A 17639-nucleotide genomic window follows, 5' to 3' on the forward strand; every position below is an offset into this window, starting at 1 on the left:
AGACGATGCACAGCCTGCCGAGCGACGACATCGAGTTGCGGATGCTGGTCGAGGCTGTCTACCTCAAGTACAACTACGATTTCCGCGACTACACCGGCGCCTCGCAAAAGCGCCGCGTGCTCGCCGCGCTGCGCGCGATGGAATGCGAAACGATCTCGGCTTTGCAGGCGCGCGTCATGCACGACCCTGCCGCGTTCGCGCAGCTATTGCAGTTTTTGACCATCCCGGTGACGGAAATGTTCCGCGACCCGGATTATTATCTGGCTGTACGCCGGCTCGTCGTGCCGTTCCTGAAGACGTACCCGTCGCTGAACGTGTGGGTGGCCGGCTGCAGCACGGGCGAGGAAGTGGTTTCGCTCGCGATCCTGCTGCACGAGGAGGGCCTGCTGGAGCGCACGCAGATGTACGCGACCGACATCAATCCGGAGTCGCTGGAGGCGGCACGACGCGGCGTGATGCCGCTGGATAAGATGCGCGTGTACACGGAAAATTACCAGAAGGCGGGCGGCACGCGCGCGTTTTCCGATTACTACACGGCCGCGTACGGCGGGGCGCTGTTCGACCGCGCGCTCGTCGAGAACGTCACGTTCGCGGACCACAGCCTCGCCACGGACAGCGTGTTCGCGGAGACGCACTTCATCAGCTGCCGCAACGTGATGATCTACTTTAACCGGCGCCTGCAGAACCGGGTGCTGGGCCTGTTCCACGAATCGCTGTGCCACCGCGGCTTCCTCGGCCTCGGCAGCAAGGAAAGCATCGACTTTTCCACGTACGCCCAGCAATTCGAAGCGCTCGCGAAGCGGGAACGGGTGTTCCGCAAGGTGGCATCATGAGTTCCGCCGTCGACCCCGTTCCGCAGGAGGGCGCAATGCGCGCCGCGCTGCGCGGACGGCGCTTCGAAGCCGTCGTGATCGGCGGCTCGGCCGGCGGCGTGGATGCGCTCGTCGCGCTGCTGCCCGCCATTCCGGCCGGCTATACCTTGCCCGTGTTCTGCATCCTGCACATGCCGGGCGACCGCGCAAGCCGCCTGGCCGAGCTGTTCGACGAGCGCCTGCCCGTGCGCGTGAAGGAAGCGGCCGACAAGGAAGAGATCGTGCCCGGCACCGTGTACTTCGCGGGACCGGGCTACCATCTGTCCGTCGAACGCGACCGCACGTTTTCGATCAGTTGCGAGCCGCCCGTGCACTTCGCGCGGCCCGCGATCGACGTGCTGATGGAGTCCAGCGCGGACGCCTACGGTCCGGCCCTGGCCGGCATCCTGCTCACGGGCGCGAACCACGACGGCGCCGACGGCATGGCCCGCATCCGCGCGCGCGGCGGCTTCACCGTCGTGCAGGATCCCGCCGACGCCCAGGTGCCCACGATGCCCGTGACCGCCATCAACCGCTGCAAACCGAACCTGATATTGCCTCTGGCGCGCATCCACGCCTTGTTGCCCATGTTGGAGATGAATGAACCATGAGCGCACACGATCCCAGTAAATTACTGATCGTCGACGACCTGCCGGAAAACCTGCGCGCCCTCGACGCGCTGATCCGCGACGAGCAGCGCCTCGTGTTCCAGGCCCAGTCCGGCGAGGAAGCCCTGTCCCTGATGCTCGAACACGATTTCGCGCTGGCCATCCTCGACGTGCAGATGCCCGGCATGGACGGTTTCGAACTCGCCGAGCTGATGCGCTCCACCTCGCGCACCCGCAACATCCCGATCGTGTTCGTGTCCGCCGCCGGCCGCGAGCTGAACTATGCATTCAAGGGCTACGAGACGGGCGCCGTCGATTTTCTCTATAAACCGTTGGACCCGGACGCCGTGCGCAGCAAGGTGCACGTGTTCGTCACGCTGGACCAGCAGCGGCGCGAGATGCAGCGCCAGATGGAAGCGCTGGAGGCGGCGCGGCGCGAGCAGGAGGTGCTGCTGGGCGAGCTGAACGCGACGCAGGCCGAGCTGCAGCGCTCGCTGCGCATGCGCGACGAATTCATGTCCCTCGTCGCGCACGAACTGCGCACGCCACTCAACACGCTGTTCCTGGAAACCCAAATGCGCAGCCTGCAATTGAAGCGGGGCAATTTGCCGGCGTTCAATCCGGACCAGATGAACAACATGATCAAGCGCGACGAGCGCCAGATCAAGGCGATGATCCGCCTGATCGACGACATGCTCGACGTCTCGCGCATGAAGAGCGGCACCTTGTCGATCCGCCCGGCGAAGGTCGAGCTGATGGCCCTGCTGGAACGCGTGGTGAACGATTTGTCGTTGCAGGCCGCGGCGGCCGGCGCCAACGTCGTGCTGGCGCCGCATCACCCGGTCGAAGGGTTCTGGGACGAGTTCCGCATCGAACAGGTCGTCGTCAACCTGCTGACCAACGCGATGCGCTATGGCGGCGGCGGCGCGGTGGAAGTCAGCGTGCATAAGGAAGAGCTGCAAGACGGCGGCTGCAACGTCCGTATCGCCGTGCGCGACCACGGCAAGGGGATTGCGCCCGACTACATCGAACGTATCTTCGAACCGTACGAGCGTGGCGCGAAAAGCGGCGAGCCGAAGGGCCTCGGCCTGGGCCTGTACATCTCGCGTCAGCTGGCCGTCTCGCACGGCGGCCAGTTGACCGTCGAGAGCACGCCGGGGCAGGGGGCGACGTTCAGCCTCACGCTGCCGTGCATGGAGACGGCGCTGCAAGCGGCGGCAGCGCCCGCCTGACCCTGCCAACACATCCCATGCGTTACGCGTGGGCACGGGTGTCCACCCTGCGATAGCTAAAATCAATTGATAGAATCTGTTCAATCAATTTCACATGAAGGGTGTGACAGGGTATAGTTCACACCTAAGCTTTTTTTAACCCCGAAAGAGGAGTACTGAATGTCCATCATCAACACCGAAATCAAGCCGTTCAAAGCAACCGCTTACCACGCAGGCAAGTTCATCGACCTGACCGAAGCCGATTTCAAAGGCACGTGGTCGGTCCTGATGTTCTACCCGGCGGACTTCACCTTCGTCTGCCCGACCGAGCTGGAAGACCTGGCTGCTTTCCAGCCGGAATTCGAAAAGATGGGCGTCAAAGTCTACGGCGTGTCGACCGACACCCACTTCGCCCACAAGGCGTGGCACGACACGTCGGACGCGATCAAGAAGGTCAACTACCCGCTGATCGGCGACCCGACCGGCCTGCTGTCGCGTAACTTCGAAGTCATGATCGAGGAAGAAGGCCTGGCCCTGCGCGGCACCTTCGTGATCAATCCGGAAGGCCAGATCAAGGTCATGGAAGTGCACGACAACGGCATCGGCCGCGACGCGTCGGAACTGATGCGCAAAGTGAAAGCAGCCCAGTACGTCGCATCGCACCCGGGCGAAGTCTGCCCGGCCAAGTGGACCGAAGGCGCCGAAACGCTGAAGCCGTCGCTGGACCTGGTCGGCAAGATCTGAGTATCGTAGGGTGGGCGGCCTCCGCCCACGCGCGTTACCGCAACAGTAGCACCTGGTAGTACCAGGCACCGGCCGCGAGGGGCGGCCGGTGCCTTCCCCCTCCCCACGAGCCCATCCGGAACGGGCCCGCACAGAAAACACAGGCGATCTCGCTAGTCGATCTGCCTTCCAGATTCACTATTTAGATTGGATGGATGCGTCCTCGATGGACCGCATCGGCCTGAACACGACTGAAGAAAAGGATACGATCATGCTCGAACAAGAACTGAAAAACCAACTCGCCGGCTACCTGCAACGCGTCCAGCAACCGTTCGAGATCGTCGCCTCGCTCGACGACAGCGACACGTCGAAGCAAATGCTCGACCTGCTGCAGACGATCCAGGGACTGCGCGCCGACAAGATCACGCTGCGCACGGACGGCAACGACGCCCGCAAGCCGTCGTTCACCCTGAAGCGTGTCGGCACCGACATGAACTTGCGCTTCGCCGGGCTGCCACTGGGCCACGAATTCACGTCGCTCGTGCTGGCGCTGCTGTGGACGGGCGGCCATCCGCCGAAAGTCGAGGCCGAGACGATCGATGCGATCAAGGCGCTGGACGGCGACTACGAATTCGAGATGTACATGTCGCTGACGTGCCATAACTGCCCGGACGTCGTGCAGGCCCTGTCGCTGATGGCGATCCTGAACCCGCGGGTGAAGACGACCGTGATCGAAGGCGGCGCGTTCCAGGCCGAAGTCGAGTCGCGCAAGGTGATGGCCGTGCCGATGGTGTTCCTGAACGGCGAACTGTTCGGCTCGGGCCGCATGCTGATCGAAGAGATCGTCGCCAAGCTGGACAAGGGCGCCGGCGCCCGCGACGCCGCCAGGCTGAACGCGAAGGATCCGTACGACGTGCTGATCGTCGGCGGCGGCCCGTCGGGTGCGGCAGCGGCCGTGTACGCGGCCCGCAAAGGCATCCGCACCGGCGTCGCGACGGAACGTTTCGGCGGCCAGGTGAACGATACGATGTCGATCGAGAACTACATCTCCGTGCTGGAAACGGACGGCCCGAAATTCTCGGCCGCGCTGGAAGCGCAGGTGCGCCACTACGGCGTCGACATCATGACGCAGCAGACGGCGGCGAAAATCATCCCGCCGTCGGCGCCCGGCGAACTGGTCGAGGTGCAGTTCGAGAACGGCGGCTCGCTGAAGTCGAGCACCGTGATCCTGTCGACGGGTGCGCGCTGGAGGAACGTGAACGTGCCGGGCGAGCAGGAGTACAAGAACGCCGGCGTGAACTATTGCCCGCACTGCGACGGCCCGCTGTACAAGGGCAAGCGCGTCGCGGTCATCGGCGGCGGCAACTCGGGCGTGGAAGCGGCGATCGACCTGGCCGGTATCGTCGAGCATGTGACGCTGATCGAATTCGCGTCGCAGCTGAAGGCGGACGCCGTGCTCGTCAACAAGGTCGAGAGCCTGCCGAACGTGACGATCCACGTGAACGCGCAGACGACGGAAATCACCGGCGACGGCAGCAAGGTGGGCGGCATCAAGTTCAAGGACCGCATCAGCGGCGAGGAACACCACGTGCCGCTGGCGGGCGTGTTCGTCCAGATCGGCCTGGTGCCGAACACCGAGTTCCTGAAGGGCACGGTGGAATTGTCGCGCTTTGGCGAGATCGTCGTGGACGCCCACGGCCGCACCAACATCCCGGGCGTGTTCGCCGCGGGCGATGCGACGACGACGCCGTTCAAGCAGATCGTCATCGCGGCGGGCGAGGGTGCGAAGGCGGCGCTGTCCGCGTTCGACTACCTGATCCGGATGCCGGTGGCCGTCGAAGCCGCGTAAGCGTTCAATGGTAAAAAAAGCCCGGGCGGGAAACCGTCCGGGCTTTTTTGTTTCCAAAAACCGGGGTCAGAGCCCGGTTTTGATCAATTTCCCAAATTCGGGCTCTGACCCCGGTTCCGGCGCCGCAGTGCCAGTGCGGCCAGTACGCAGCCCGTCGCGAACAGGGGCAGGCTGGCCGGTTCCGGTACCTTCGTGGCGGTCACGAACGCGGTGTCGGCCCAGACCGTGGCCGGTGCGCCCGGCATCAGGTCGATCGACGCGACGTTGCCCATCGTGCCCGGCACGTAGTTGTCGAGCGCCGCGTTCACCAGGGCGATACCGAAGCCGGTGCCGATCGTGCCGCCGGGCGCGATGTCGAACGCGGCGTCGAAGCTGAACAGGCCGCCGAACGTCACCGCCTGCAGCAGTTCGTTGAACGTCTGCCCGTTGCCGAGCGTGACCGCGGCGCCGATGTCGCCGCCGACGTCGCCCGTCGGCAGCGCCGTGGCGCCGAACGCGCCCGTGAAATGGGTCAGCGTGGCCGTTGCCGGCGCCGCGCCTGCCAGGGCCGCGAACGTCAGGTCGAGATAGCCGGTGCCCGTCAGGCTCGTCGTGTCGACAGTAAAGTGGGCCATCGGACCGGCGAACGCGGTGTTCGCACCGCCGGCGAGGGCCAGCGCCAGCAGGGCGCGTGTGAAGAAGGAGGTCAGGTACTTGATCATGGCGAAGTCTTTCAGAACGTGATGCCTTGGAGTTTCGGGGTATAGGCGATGGCGCCCTTCGATGGGTTGCCGAACGTCGTCGTCACGGTGACGGTGGCGCCGGGCGCGAGCTGGTTCACGGGCAGCGCGATGGTTGGCACGCCGTTCACGTCACCCTGCCTGTTGTCGAGCGTGACGCCCGCCGTCAGGCCTTCCAGCACGAGGCGCAGCGTCGATGCCGTGAGCGTCGCGCCCGTCGTATTCGTGAACGACACCGTGCCGCTGAACTGGCCCGTGAAGCGGTTCGCCGTCAGGCCGCCCTGCACGATCTTCACGCTGCCGGTGAGGTCGGCGCCGGCCGGCTGGCTCACGAAGGTGCTGACGCTGGACGGTTCCAGGTCGGCGCTGGCGCCGCCCGCGATGACCGGGTAGTCGCCCGCATAACTCTCGTTGGTGGCGGCCGACGTGACATAGCGCTGCAGGGTGCGCGGCGCGCCGCTGCCGAACGTCAGGTCGACGCGGCGCTGCGCCGTGCCGTTGTTGACGGCCACGACGACGACCTTGCCGTCGCCGCCCTTGTACGCGGTCACGTACACGTCCGGGTAGGGGTTCTGCGTGGCGCCGATGCGCACGTAGCCGGGCCGCACGAATTTCGCGTACTGCGACATGATCCAGCCGCGCTTGCTGACGTTGCCGTCTTCCGTGATCAGGCCATAGAACCGGCGGATGTACCACCACACGTACGCGCTGTAGTTCGCCGCCATGCTCCGGTGGACCTCGATCGCGACGGGCATCGCCTTCGCCCAGTCGTTGGCGTCCGACGTGCTGTCCGTGTAGTGTTCCGTCATCCACACCTCCTTGCTCTTGGCGCGCGCGAGCGGGTAGTCGCTGGGCGTCGTGCCGTACAGATGGCCCGCCACGATCGAGAGCTGGGCCGCCGCGCCCGCGTCGTTCAGGATCGGATCGGACAGCACCTTGCGCATGCCCAGCGATTCCGGCGCCATCAGCTTGAGGCCGGCGAAGCGCGGGCCCTGCGACTTGATGAAGTCGATGAACTGGGCGGACGTCCACGTGCAGCCTTCGTAGTCCGGATCCCAGTCCGGCTCGTTCTGCACGGAGATGCCGTACAGCTGGGCGCCGTTCGTGCGCATGTAGTCCGCGAAGCCCAGCAGGTGCGTGGCGTAGTCCGGGTAGTAGCTCGGAATCAGGCTGCCGTGCGCGATGGCGTTCGACGTCTTCATGTACGCCGGCGGCGTCCACGGCGTGGCGAACAGGGTGACGCCCTTGGCCTTGGCCAGCTTCGCCGTCGGCAGCTGCGTCGCCCACGCGGTGCTGGACGGGTCGATGCGCATCCGCATGACCGTCAGGCCGATCTGGCCCGGGCCCGTGCCGAACGCGGTGTCGACCTGCGCCGGCGTCAGGTCGGCGATCCAGCCCGCGCCGTTATGCCCGCCGAATCCGCGGATGACCTGGTAGGTCGTCGCGGGATCGATGGCGACCGTCTGCGCGATGGCCGCGGGGAGCGCCGACATCGCGAGCAGGGGCAGGCTCCATCGTAGTAATCGTTGTTTCAGCATGACTCATCTCCTCCTGGGTTGGTTTTATTGACTTACTGACTTACAAACGTGTTGACGCTGCCGGGATCGATCCACGCGGTCGCGACGCCGCCCGTCACCGTGTACTGGCCGGCATAACCGGTGTTGTCGGTCGACGTGGTGCGGTATTTCGTGAAGCCGGGGGCGGCGCTGCCGACCTGCAGCTGCAGCTGGCGCTGCGACGTGCCATTGTTGATGGCCACGACGACCAGTTTGCCGGCGGTGTTCTTGTAGGCGGTGACGAAGACGTCGGCATACGGTTTTTCCGTCGCGGCGACGCGCACGGAACCGGGGCGGACGTATTTCGCGAACTGCGCCATGATGTAGCCGCGCTTGCTGACGTTGCCGTCTTCCGTCAGCAGGCCGTAGGAGCGGCGGATGTACCACCACACGTAGGCGCTGTAGTTGGCCACCATGCTGTTGTGCAGTTCCAGCGCCACCGGCATCGCCTTCGACCAGTCGTTGGCGCTGGACGTGCTGTCGGTGAAGTGCTCCGTCATCCACACCTCCTTGCCCTTTGAGCGGGCGAGGGGATAGTCGCTCGGGTTCACGCCGTACAGGTGCCCGGCGACGATGTCGAACTGCGGCGCGGCCGTCGCGCTGCCCAGGACCGGATCGGTGAGCGGCTTGTAGAAGGTGGCGGACTCGCCCGCGATCACCTTGTAGGTACCGAAGCGCGACCCCTGGCTCGACAGGTAATCGATGAATTGCTGCGAGTTCCACAGGCAGCTTTCGTAGTCCGGGGCGAAGTCGGGTTCGTTCTGGATCGAGATGGCGTACAGGGCGGCGCCGCCGGCCTGCATCGTGCTCGCGAAGTTCAGCAGGTGCGTGGTGTAGTCGCCATAGCGGCTCGGCAACAGGCTTCCCTGGACCAGGCTATTGTTCGTCTTCATGTTCGCCGGCGGCGTCCACGGCGTCCCGAACAGGATGGCGCCCTTCGCCTTGGCGAGTTGCGCGGACGCCAGTTGCGTGGACCACTTGCTGGGATCCGGATCGATGCGCAGGCGCATGATGGACAGGCCGATCTGGCCCGTGCCGGTGCCGAACGCGGCGTCGACCTGGGCAGCGGTCAGCTCCGCCGCCCAGCCGGCGCCGCTGAAGCCGCCGAAGCCGCGCACGGTCTGGTACGTCGTGGCCGGGTTGATGGCGACCGTCTGCGCGGACGCGCCGGCGGCAATGGCGGACAACATGACGAGCGCCGACGCGACGCGGCGGGTGGTGCGCGAAAAAGCATGAGGCATGAACATCTCCGTGGTTCGGGTTGATTGCCGGGCGGGGGCGGCCCGGAGTTCACTGCGTGTGCTGCTTTTGCTGCGGACCCATGCCGGGATCGCCGGCGGGCAGGACGAGCGACGCCCGTGCCCGCTGTGGGGGCACAGGATCACCGTGAAAAAAAGCGGACTGGCGGGTCGCGCGCTCAGCGCGGGGCGGGACGAGAGGGGGGACGCGGTCGGCGTTGCGGGATCAGGGTGTGCGGCATATCTCCTCCGATTATTGTTATTTACTGTTATTTCACAAAATTATGTTTGCGATAACATTTTATGACAACTATCTTATGCCTCGGTGGATGCCTGATCAAACCAAAGATTGTTAGCGATAATTCACAAATTGTATTTATGCCAACCGGGTGGAGGCCATGTCGCGCGCGTGCCGGCGCCGCTGGCCGTCGCGCCGCTCGACGTGGGGGCGCGAGGGGACCGGATGGGCGCCCGTACCGTCCAGCCCGAACTCCAGCGCATGACGCAGCGCACGCACGGTGACAGGTTTCGTGACGGTGGCGCTGAACGCGTGATACAGCGGCGGGAAGGGTTCGTCCTCGTCGAGCAGCAGGATCGTGGGGGTGTCGGGCGCGAGGCGCGAGAGTTCGCCGGGCAGCGAGCGCCGGTCGCCGGCGGCGTGCGCGCTGGAGGTGAGGATCACGTCGAAGCGCAGCGCCTGCATGGCGTTCAGCGTCGCCTGCGCCGTCGTCGTCTCGGCGACAACGTAGCCGAGCGACTTGAGCAGGGTGACACTGTGGCGGCGTGCGGCCGCGTCATCGTCGAATATCAGGGCGTACTTCATGATGAGTCCTCCTGGCTCAGGTATGGCGACCTCCTCATATTGTTCAACTGTTAATTTGTAACAAATGATACGGAAGGCAACGAGCGGATACGTGGCGTCTTCAGTGGTAAAACAGCGGCGCGAAGCCATTCAACGCATCGGTTTCGCACAGCAGCCACGTCGCCGCGCTCGTGAGCGCGAGCCAGGCTGCGGTAAAGGGAGCGGGCAGGAAGCGGACCATGATGAACCTCCGAATGCGGATTGCTGTCGGGTTGATGTTGATGTCATCTTAGAACGTGTTCTTGAGAGAAACTATCGGCTGGCAATCCGTCACTCTGTAGGAATAAAGCTCGTCGCCTTGTATGAACGCTTGTGGTCGCTCGTGCACGGCATCCTACGGTGACTGTAGGTTGCGTCCTATGGTGTGTGGCCGTGCTCAGGCTTACATTGGCATCATCATGACCACACACGATCCCAAACTCCTCCACAAGGGTGTACTCGCGGTTCGCCGCAACACCATCCGCCGCCTGCTGCATACGGTGTTCGGCATCGAACACCTGCGCGACGGCCAGCAACGCGTGATCGACAGCGTCCTCGATGGCAGGGACACGCTGGCGATCATGCCGACCGGCAGCGGTAAATCGCTGTGCTACCAGATCCCCGCCCGCATCCTGGACGGCATGACGGTCGTCGTCTCGCCGCTGATCTCGCTGATGAAAGACCAGCTGGAAAAGCTCGGGGAGCTCGGTATCCGCGCCGAGCAGGTCAACAGCAGCCTGTCGGCGGAAGAGGAGAGGAACGCATTGGCCGCGATCGCGGAGGGCCGCTGCGAGATCGTGTTCTGCACGCCCGAGCGCCTCGTCATGCCCGAATTCGTCGATGTGCTGAAGGCCGTGAAAATCGCCCTCGTCGTCGTCGACGAAGCCCACTGCATCTCGCAATGGGGCCACGACTTCCGCCCGGCCTATCTCGAGATGGCCGGCGCGATCGGGGCGCTGGGCCGCCCGCCCGTGCTGGCGCTGACGGCCACCGCGACGGAAGACGTGGTCGACGACATCGGCCGCCAGCTCAATCGCCCGCGCATGAACGTCATCAACACGGGCATCTACCGGCCGAACCTGCAGTACGCGGTCGTGCAGGTGACGAACCCGGACGAGAAACTGCAGCAAGCGCTGCGCCTCGTGCGCGACACGGCGGGGACGGGCATCGTCTACGCCGCGACCGTCAAGGCGGCCGAGGAGATGCACCAGCTGCTGCTGGACGCCGGCGAATCCGTCACCCTGTACCACGGCAAGCTGCACGCCGCCGAACGCAAGGCGAACCAGGAGCTGTTCATGAACGACGAGCGGCGCGTCATGGTGGCGACGAACGCGTTCGGCATGGGCATCGACAAGCCGGACACGCGCTTCGTGATCCACCTGCAGATCCCCGCGAACCTGGAAGCCTATTACCAGGAATCGGGCCGCGCGGGCCGCGACGGCCGGGATGCCAGCTGCACCCTGCTGTTCCTGCAGGACGACAAGCGCGTGCAGCAGTTCTTCCTCGTGAAGCACTATCCGACGGCGGACGAGATCCGCGCCGTGTACGAGGCCGTGCACGCGCTCACGGAAAGCGGGACGGCGACGCCGGATCGCGTGGATGACGTCGCCGGCGAACTCGCGGGGCCGCATCTGAAGGTGTGTTTGAAACTGCTGAAGGATGCGAAGCTGCTGCGCCAGAACCGCAAGCTCGCGTACCTGCCCGGCAGCGCGTCGCCCGAGGATAAACTGTTCGCGGCGATGGCCGAGGTGTATCGCCAGAAGCAGGAGCGCGACAAGGAAGCGCTCGAACAGATGGTATCGTATGCCGTGAGCGGTTTCTGCCGCTGGAAGCTGCTGCTCGATTATTTCGGCGACGAGGTCGAAGGCTTCGAGAAGTGCTGCCGCTGCGATAACTGCCTGAATCCGCCGGCCGCCGTGCTGACGGAAGATATCGACATCCGCGACGACGAATTCGACCGCGAACCGGACGCGGACGCGCCGGCCGGCCCCGCGTTCGACGTGGGCGCGCGCGTCACGGTACCGAAGTATGGCGAAGGCGTCGTGCTGTCCGTGGCCGGGGACCAGGTCCACATCGAGTTCCCGGACGGCGAGCAGCGCGCGTTCCTCGCCGATTTCGTTACACCGGTTTAACAGGAGGACGCCGAACGCATGGGCGACATGGTCATCGTAAGGAAGGAAGGCCTGTACTGCGTGCCGGGCCAGTTCTACATCGACCCGTGGCGGCCGGTCGACCGGGCCGTCATCACCCATGCCCACGGCGACCATGCGCGCTGGGGCCACAAGCATTACCTGGCCTCGCAGCAGAGCGTCGGCATCCTGAAGTCGCGCCTCGGCCAGGACATCAACATCGAAGGCCTGGAATACGGCGACAAGGTCGTCCACAACGGCGTGACGATCTCGCTGCACCCGGCCGGCCACGTGCTTGGCTCCGCCCAGATCCGGATGGAGCACCAGGGCGAGATCTGGGTCGCGTCGGGCGACTACAAGGTCGAGCCGGACGCCACGTGCGCCCCGTTCGAGGCCGTCCGCTGCCACACGTTCATCACGGAATCCACGTTCGGCCTGCCGATCTACCGCTGGGATCCGCAGCAGGAAGTCTTCGACGACATCAACCGCTGGTGGCGCCGCAATGCCGATGAAGGCCGCACGAGCATCCTGTACGCCTACGCATTCGGCAAGGCGCAGCGCCTGCTCTGTGGGTTGGACCCTTCTGTCGGGCCCATCGTCTGCCACGGCGCCGTCGAGCCGCTGAACCGCATCTACCGCGAGGGCGGCGTGGTCCTGCCGCATACGCAGATGGTCAGCGAGACGGACAAGGCGGATTTGAAAACGGCGCTCGTGCTGGCGCCGCCGTCCGCATCCGGCTCGCCGTGGACGCGCCGCTTCGGCGACTATTCCGACGCCTTCGCCAGCGGCTGGATGCTGCTGCGCGGTGCCCGTCGGCGGCGCGGCGTCGACCGCGGGTTCGTGCTGTCCGACCATGCCGACTGGCCCGGTTTGCTGGACGCGATCCACGCCACCGGCGCCCAGCAGGTGATCGTCACGCACGGTTCGATACCCGTGATGGTGCGCTGGCTGTGCCAGATCGGCCTCGATGCGAAAGCGTTCGACACGGAATACGGCGAGGAGGATGACGAAGCCGTCACGGCCACGCCGGAAGAACCGCAGGCGGAGGAGGCGAAGGATGCGTGAATTCGCCCGCCTGTACGCCGAACTCGACGAAACCACCGCCACCAACCGCAAGCTCGAGGCGCTGCAGAATTACTTTGCCAGCGCCGCCCCGGAAAACGCCGCCTGGGCCGTGTACTTCCTCGCGGGCGGCAAGCCGCGCCAGGCCGTGCCGAGTAAACTCATGCGCCAGTACGCCATCGAATACGCGGGCCTCGACGAGTGGCTGTTCGACGAATCGTATGCGGCCGTCGGCGACATGGCCGAGACCATCGCCCACATCCTGCCGCCGCCCAAGCGCCACAGCGACGTGGGCCTGGCCGTGTGGATGGAAGAGCGCATCGGCCCGTTGCGCGGCGCCGATCCGGGCAGGATCCGGGAAGCGCTGTTCTCGTACTGGGACGAACTCACGTGGCGCGAACGCTTCCTGTTCGTGAAACTGATCGGCGGCGGCTTTCGCGTGGGCGTGTCGAAGCTGCTCGTCACGCGCGCGCTGGCGTCCATCGCCGCGGTCGACTCGAAACTGATCGCGCAGCGCCTGATGGGCTGGACGGATGGCCGTGTCAAACCGACGGCGACGGGGTTCCTGCAACTGATCGCGGCGCAGACCGACAACGAGCACCAGCTGCGCGGCGGCCAGCCTTACCCCTTCTTCCTCGCGCACCAGCTGCAGGGCGAGCCTGCTGCCTTGGGCGACATGGGCGACTGGCAGGTCGAGTGGAAGTACGACGGCATCCGCGCGCAACTCGTGCGGCGCGGCGGCCAGAACTACCTGTGGTCGCGCGGCGAGGACCTGATCACGGAACGCTTCCCGGAGCTCGCGAGTCTATCCCTGCCGGACGGCACCGTGATCGACGGCGAGGTGCTGATCTGGACGACGGGCGATTCGCCGGCACCGTTCGCCGACCTGCAGAAGCGCATCGGCCGCAAGACGCTCTCCGCCAAACTGCTGGCCGAGCTGCCCGCGGTGCTGCTCGCGTACGACCTGCTGGAGCTGGACGGCGTCGACACGCGCGCGCTGCCCCAGCACGAACGGCGCGCGCTGCTGGAGACGCTCGTCACGGGCGCGGCGCAACCGCAGCTTCGCATCTCGCCGCTCGTGACGGCCGACTCGTGGGACGATCTCGGCAAGCTGCGGGCGGAGTCGCGGGCGCGCGGCGTCGAAGGCATGATGCTGAAGGCGCGGAACGCGCAGTACGGCGTGGGCCGCACGAAGGACGTGGGCACGTGGTGGAAGTGGAAGATCGATCCGTATGCCGTCGACGCGGTGCTGATCTATGCGCAGGCGGGCAGCGGCCGGCGCGCGTCGCTGTACACGGACTACACGTTCGCCGTGTGGGATGGCGAGGGCGACGCGCGCAAGCTCGTCCCGTTCGCGAAAGCCTATTCGGGCCTCACGGACGCGGAGATCGCGCAGGTCGACAACATCATCCGCAAGACGACGGTCGAAAAATTCGGTCCCGTGCGCTCGGTGCGGCCGACGCTGGTGTTCGAGATCGGCTTCGAAGGCATCGCGCTGTCCACGCGCCACAAGGCCGGCATCGCCGTGCGCTTTCCCCGTATCCTGCGGCGGCGTGACGACAAGCCCGTCGAAGAGGCGGATACGCTCGATACGTTGAAGGGCCTGCTCGGAGCGGCCGGGCCATGAGCAGGACGCAGGCGGAGCAGGCCGTCGACGCGTGGTTCGCCGCGCGCGGCTGGAAGGTGTTCCCGTTCCAGCGCGCCGTGTGGAAGGCCGCGCTGGCCGGCGAATCGGGCCTGCTGCACGCGAACACCGGCGCGGGCAAGACGTACGCGGTCTGGTTCGCCGCGCTGCTGCGCGGCGCCAAGCGCACGCGGCGTGCGAATACCGGCCTGCGCGTGCTGTGGATCACGCCGATGCGCGCGCTGGCGGCGGACACGCAGCGGTCGCTGGAAGTGTCGGCGGCCGAGCTGGGCGCCGCGAGCCCTGACGTCATCGGCACGTGGTCGATCGGCGCGCGCACGGGCGACACGGGCGCGGCCGAGCGCGCGCGCCAGTCCAAGGCGCTGCCCGGTGCGCTGATCACGACGCCGGAAAGCCTGTCGCTGCTGCTGTCGCACGCGGCCGCGCGCGACCAGTTCAAACACCTGGACATGATCATCATCGACGAGTGGCACGAGCTGATGGGCAGCAAGCGCGGCGTGCAGGTGCAGCTCGCGCTGGCGCGGCTGCGGCGCTGGAATCCGGGCCTCGTCGTGTGGGGCCTGTCGGCCACGATGGGCAACCTGGCGGAAGCGCGCGGCGTGCTGCTGGGCGATCCGGAGGCGGGCGTGCTCGTCGAAGGCGACCTGAAAAAACAGATCGTCGTCGACTGCCTCGTGCCCCAGGGCGTCGCGCGCTTTCCGTGGGCGGGCCACCTGGGCCTGCAGATGCTGCAGCCCGTGATCGACGAGATCGAGCGGCACGCCGCGACGCTGGTCTTCACGAACACGCGTTCGCAATCGGAGCTGTGGTACCAGAACATCATCGAGGCGCGCCCGGATTGGGCCGGCCTCGTCGCGCTGCACCACGGCTCGCTCGACCGCGAGGTGCGCGAATGGGTCGAGACGGGCCTCAAGCGCGGCGACCTGAAAGCCGTCGTGTGCACGGCGAGCCTGGACCTGGGCGTCGACTTTTTACCCGTCGAGCGCGTGCTGCAGGTGGGCAGCGCCAAGGGCATCGCGCGGCTGCTGCAGCGCGCGGGCCGCAGCGGCCACGCGCCGGGCCGCATCTCGCGCGTGACGCTCGTGCCCACGAACAGCCTGGAATTGCTGGAAGCGGCCGGCGCCAAGCGCGCCGTCGCGACGCGCCGCATCGAAGCGCGGCAGGTACCGAACAAGCCGTTCGACGTGCTCGTGCAGCACCTCGTCACTGTCGCGCTGGGCGGCGGCTTCCGGTCCGACGAGTTTTACGAGGAAGTGACGAGCGCGTGGTCGTACCGCCTCCTCACGCCGGAGGAATGGCAGTGGGCGCTGGACTTCGTCGCGCGCGGCGGCCAGAGCCTGACGGTCTATCCGGAGTACAAGCGCGTGCTGCCGGACGAGGAGGGCGTCTACCGCGTGCCCGACGTGAAGATCGGCCGGCGCCACCGCATGGGGATCGGCACCATCGTGTCGGATGCGCAGATGCAGGTGAAGTACGTGAGCGGCGGCCGCATCGGCAGCGTGGAGGAATCGTTCATCGGGCGCATGAAGCCGGGCGACCGCTTCCTGTTCTCCGGCCGCATCCTGGAACTCGTGCGCGTGCACGAGATGACGGCGTACGTGAAGCGTTCGGACTCGACGCGCGGCGCCGTCAGCCGCTGGATGGGTACCAAGATGCCGCTGTCGTCCGAGCTCGCGCATGCGGCGCTGGAAGAACTCAAGCTGGCCAGGGAGGGCATCTACGACGGGCCGGAAATGCGCGCGCTGCAGCCGCTGCTGGAGATCCAGGCGCGCTGGTCGGCGCTGCCCGACAGCGACGTGCTCGTCGTGGAAAGCATGAAGAGCCGCGAGGGGTATCATTTGTTCCTGTATCCGTTCGCGGGACGGGCCGTGCACACGGGGCTCGCGTCGCTGTTCGCGTACCGCGTGGGGCGCGTGATGCCGAGTACCTTTTCCATCGCCGTCAACGATTACGGGTTCGAACTGCTGGCGCCCGAAGCGGTCGACTGGGCGACCGTGTTCAATGCGGAGACGGGCGCCGACGTCGGCCTGTTCGACACGTCGCATTTGCTCGAGGATGTGCTGGACAGCCTGAACGCGACGCAGTTGTCGCAGCAGCGCTTCCGCGAAGTGGCGCGCATCGCGGGGCTCATCTTCCAGGGCTATCCGGGCCAGCACAAATCCATGCGCCAGGTGCAGGCGTCGTCGTCGCTGTTCTTCGAAGTCTTCCGCAAGCACGACAGCGGCAACCTGCTGCTCACGCAGGCCCAGCGCGAAGTGCTGGAGCAGGAACTGGAACTCACGCGGCTGCGCGACACGCTCGTCGAACTGCATGCGCGCCGCATCGCCTTCCGCGAGGTGAAGCGCGCGACGCCGTTCGGCTTTCCGCTGATGGTCGAGCGCTTCCGCGAGAAGGTCAGCACGGAAAAGCTGGCGGACCGCGTCGCGCGCATGGTGCGCGAGCTCGAAAAGGCGGCCGGGGCATGAGCGGCGTCACCGTCGACGTTGCCGGAGAACAGCTCGTGCTGCTGCCGCAGAAAGCCGTGTTCTGGCCGCGTGAAAAACTGCTGGCCATCGCCGACATCCACTTCGGCAAGGCGGCCGCGTTCCGCTCGTTCGGCATCCCCGTCCCGCGCGGGACGACGATGGAAAACCTCGACGCCCTCGATGCCCTCATCGATGCGACCGGCGCGAACCACGTGCTGTTCCTCGGCGACTTCCTGCATGCGCGCGCGGCGCACGCGGCGGGCACGCAGGCCGCGCTGCTCGCATGGCGCCGGCGGCGCTGCGACCTCGTGCTGACGCTCGTGCGCGGCAACCACGACAAGCATGCGGGCGACCCGGCCGACGTGCTCGGCATCGACCTCGTCGACGAGCCGTACACGGTCGGCCCGCTGTCGTTCTGCCACCACCCGGACCTGGACGCGCCCGGCTATGTGCTGGCGGGTCACGTGCATCCCGTGTATGTCTTGGCGACACGTTTCGACGCCCTGCGGCTGCCGTGCTTCGTCCTAGGTCCCGATCGGATGATCCTGCCGTCTTTCGGATCTTTTACCGGTGGACACGCCATCCGTCCGGAGGAGGCCGATCGCATTTTTATTACCTCCGGGGAAGCCGTGCACAGCGTTAAGGCGAACCTATCTCGGTAGTCGACGTCGCTGCTGGCGCGCCTGACGAGCTCGTGCTGCGTTGCTCGTCGTTGCATGGATTGACCATGCGGCCTCCTCGC

14 protein-coding genes are annotated in these 17639 nt (G+C 66.1%); 10 read left to right on the forward strand and 4 right to left on the reverse strand.

Annotated elements, in window-relative coordinates:
- The first annotated feature begins 5 nt into the window (after positions 1–5).
- The 5 genes from ACL58G_RS12095 to ahpF all read left to right on the forward strand — a co-directional run bounded on the left by ACL58G_RS12095 (position 6) and on the right by ahpF (position 5242).
- Positions 6–833: a CheR family methyltransferase gene (locus ACL58G_RS12095; protein WP_440968011.1), complete on the forward strand. Its 828-nt coding sequence runs from the start codon at positions 6–8 to the stop codon at positions 831–833.
- Entirely contained in the window at positions 830–1462 is a 633-nt protein-coding gene (locus ACL58G_RS12100) for a chemotaxis protein CheB (protein ID WP_440967102.1), read from the forward strand. Before ACL58G_RS12095 ends, ACL58G_RS12100 begins: the two co-directional genes overlap by 4 nt.
- The gene (locus tag ACL58G_RS12105) at positions 1459–2691 is read left to right on the forward strand and encodes a hybrid sensor histidine kinase/response regulator (protein ID WP_413383777.1); all 1233 of its coding nucleotides are present in this window, start codon (positions 1459–1461) and stop codon (positions 2689–2691) included. The genes ACL58G_RS12100 and ACL58G_RS12105 overlap by 4 nt, the downstream gene beginning before the upstream one ends.
- A 159-nt stretch (positions 2692–2850) precedes the next feature.
- Entirely contained in the window at positions 2851–3414 is a 564-nt protein-coding gene (gene ahpC, locus ACL58G_RS12110; RefSeq protein ID WP_056136676.1) for an alkyl hydroperoxide reductase subunit C, read from the forward strand.
- 250 nt (positions 3415–3664) lie between these two features.
- On the forward strand, positions 3665–5242 hold the full coding sequence (ahpF, locus tag ACL58G_RS12115) for an alkyl hydroperoxide reductase subunit F (RefSeq protein ID WP_440967104.1): 1578 nt from the start codon (positions 3665–3667) through the stop codon (positions 5240–5242).
- Positions 5243–5325: 83 nt separating this feature from the next.
- On the opposite strand, the gene ACL58G_RS12120 is transcribed toward ahpF, so the two are convergent.
- From ACL58G_RS12120 to ACL58G_RS12135, 4 genes are all read right to left on the reverse strand, one after another.
- The gene (locus ACL58G_RS12120) at positions 5326–5943 is read right to left on the reverse strand and encodes an NF038129 family PEP-CTERM protein (RefSeq protein ID WP_440967106.1); all 618 of its coding nucleotides are present in this window, start codon (positions 5941–5943) and stop codon (positions 5326–5328) included.
- An 11-nt stretch (positions 5944–5954) separates the two neighbouring features.
- On the reverse strand, positions 5955–7499 hold the full coding sequence (locus ACL58G_RS12125; RefSeq protein WP_440967108.1) for a glycoside hydrolase family 30 protein: 1545 nt from the start codon (positions 7497–7499) through the stop codon (positions 5955–5957).
- 32 nt (positions 7500–7531) lie between these two features.
- On the reverse strand, positions 7532–8758 hold the full coding sequence (locus tag ACL58G_RS12130) for a glycoside hydrolase family 30 beta sandwich domain-containing protein (protein ID WP_440967110.1): 1227 nt from the start codon (positions 8756–8758) through the stop codon (positions 7532–7534).
- 373 nt (positions 8759–9131) lie between these two features.
- Complete coding sequence (locus ACL58G_RS12135; RefSeq protein ID WP_413383787.1) at positions 9132–9578, reverse strand: hypothetical protein; 447 nt, start codon at positions 9576–9578, stop codon at positions 9132–9134.
- 437 nt (positions 9579–10015) lie between these two features.
- On the opposite strand from ACL58G_RS12135, the gene ACL58G_RS12140 reads away from it, so the two are divergent.
- Genes ACL58G_RS12140 through pdeM form a run of 5 tightly spaced genes read left to right on the forward strand, consistent with a single transcriptional unit; the run spans position 10016 to position 17559 of the window.
- Entirely contained in the window at positions 10016–11728 is a 1713-nt protein-coding gene (locus tag ACL58G_RS12140) for a RecQ family ATP-dependent DNA helicase (RefSeq protein ID WP_440967113.1), read from the forward strand.
- Positions 11729–11746: 18 nt separating this feature from the next.
- Complete coding sequence (locus ACL58G_RS12145; RefSeq protein WP_440967115.1) at positions 11747–12790, forward strand: ligase-associated DNA damage response exonuclease; 1044 nt, start codon at positions 11747–11749, stop codon at positions 12788–12790.
- On the forward strand, positions 12783–14414 hold the full coding sequence (locus tag ACL58G_RS12150) for an ATP-dependent DNA ligase (protein WP_413383793.1): 1632 nt from the start codon (positions 12783–12785) through the stop codon (positions 14412–14414). Before ACL58G_RS12145 ends, ACL58G_RS12150 begins: the two co-directional genes overlap by 8 nt.
- Positions 14411–16897, forward strand: coding sequence for a ligase-associated DNA damage response DEXH box helicase (locus tag ACL58G_RS12155; protein ID WP_440967117.1), 2487 nt, complete (start codon positions 14411–14413; stop codon positions 16895–16897). The genes ACL58G_RS12150 and ACL58G_RS12155 overlap by 4 nt, the downstream gene beginning before the upstream one ends.
- Positions 16894–17559, forward strand: a complete 666-nt coding sequence (gene pdeM / locus ACL58G_RS12160; RefSeq protein ID WP_440967119.1) for a ligase-associated DNA damage response endonuclease PdeM — start codon at positions 16894–16896, stop codon at positions 17557–17559. Before ACL58G_RS12155 ends, pdeM begins: the two co-directional genes overlap by 4 nt.
- Positions 17560–17639 lie beyond the last annotated feature (80 nt).

The organism is Massilia sp. GER05, assembly GCF_052056005.1.
Classification (GTDB): domain Bacteria; phylum Pseudomonadota; class Gammaproteobacteria; order Burkholderiales; family Burkholderiaceae_D; genus Telluria; species Telluria orientalis.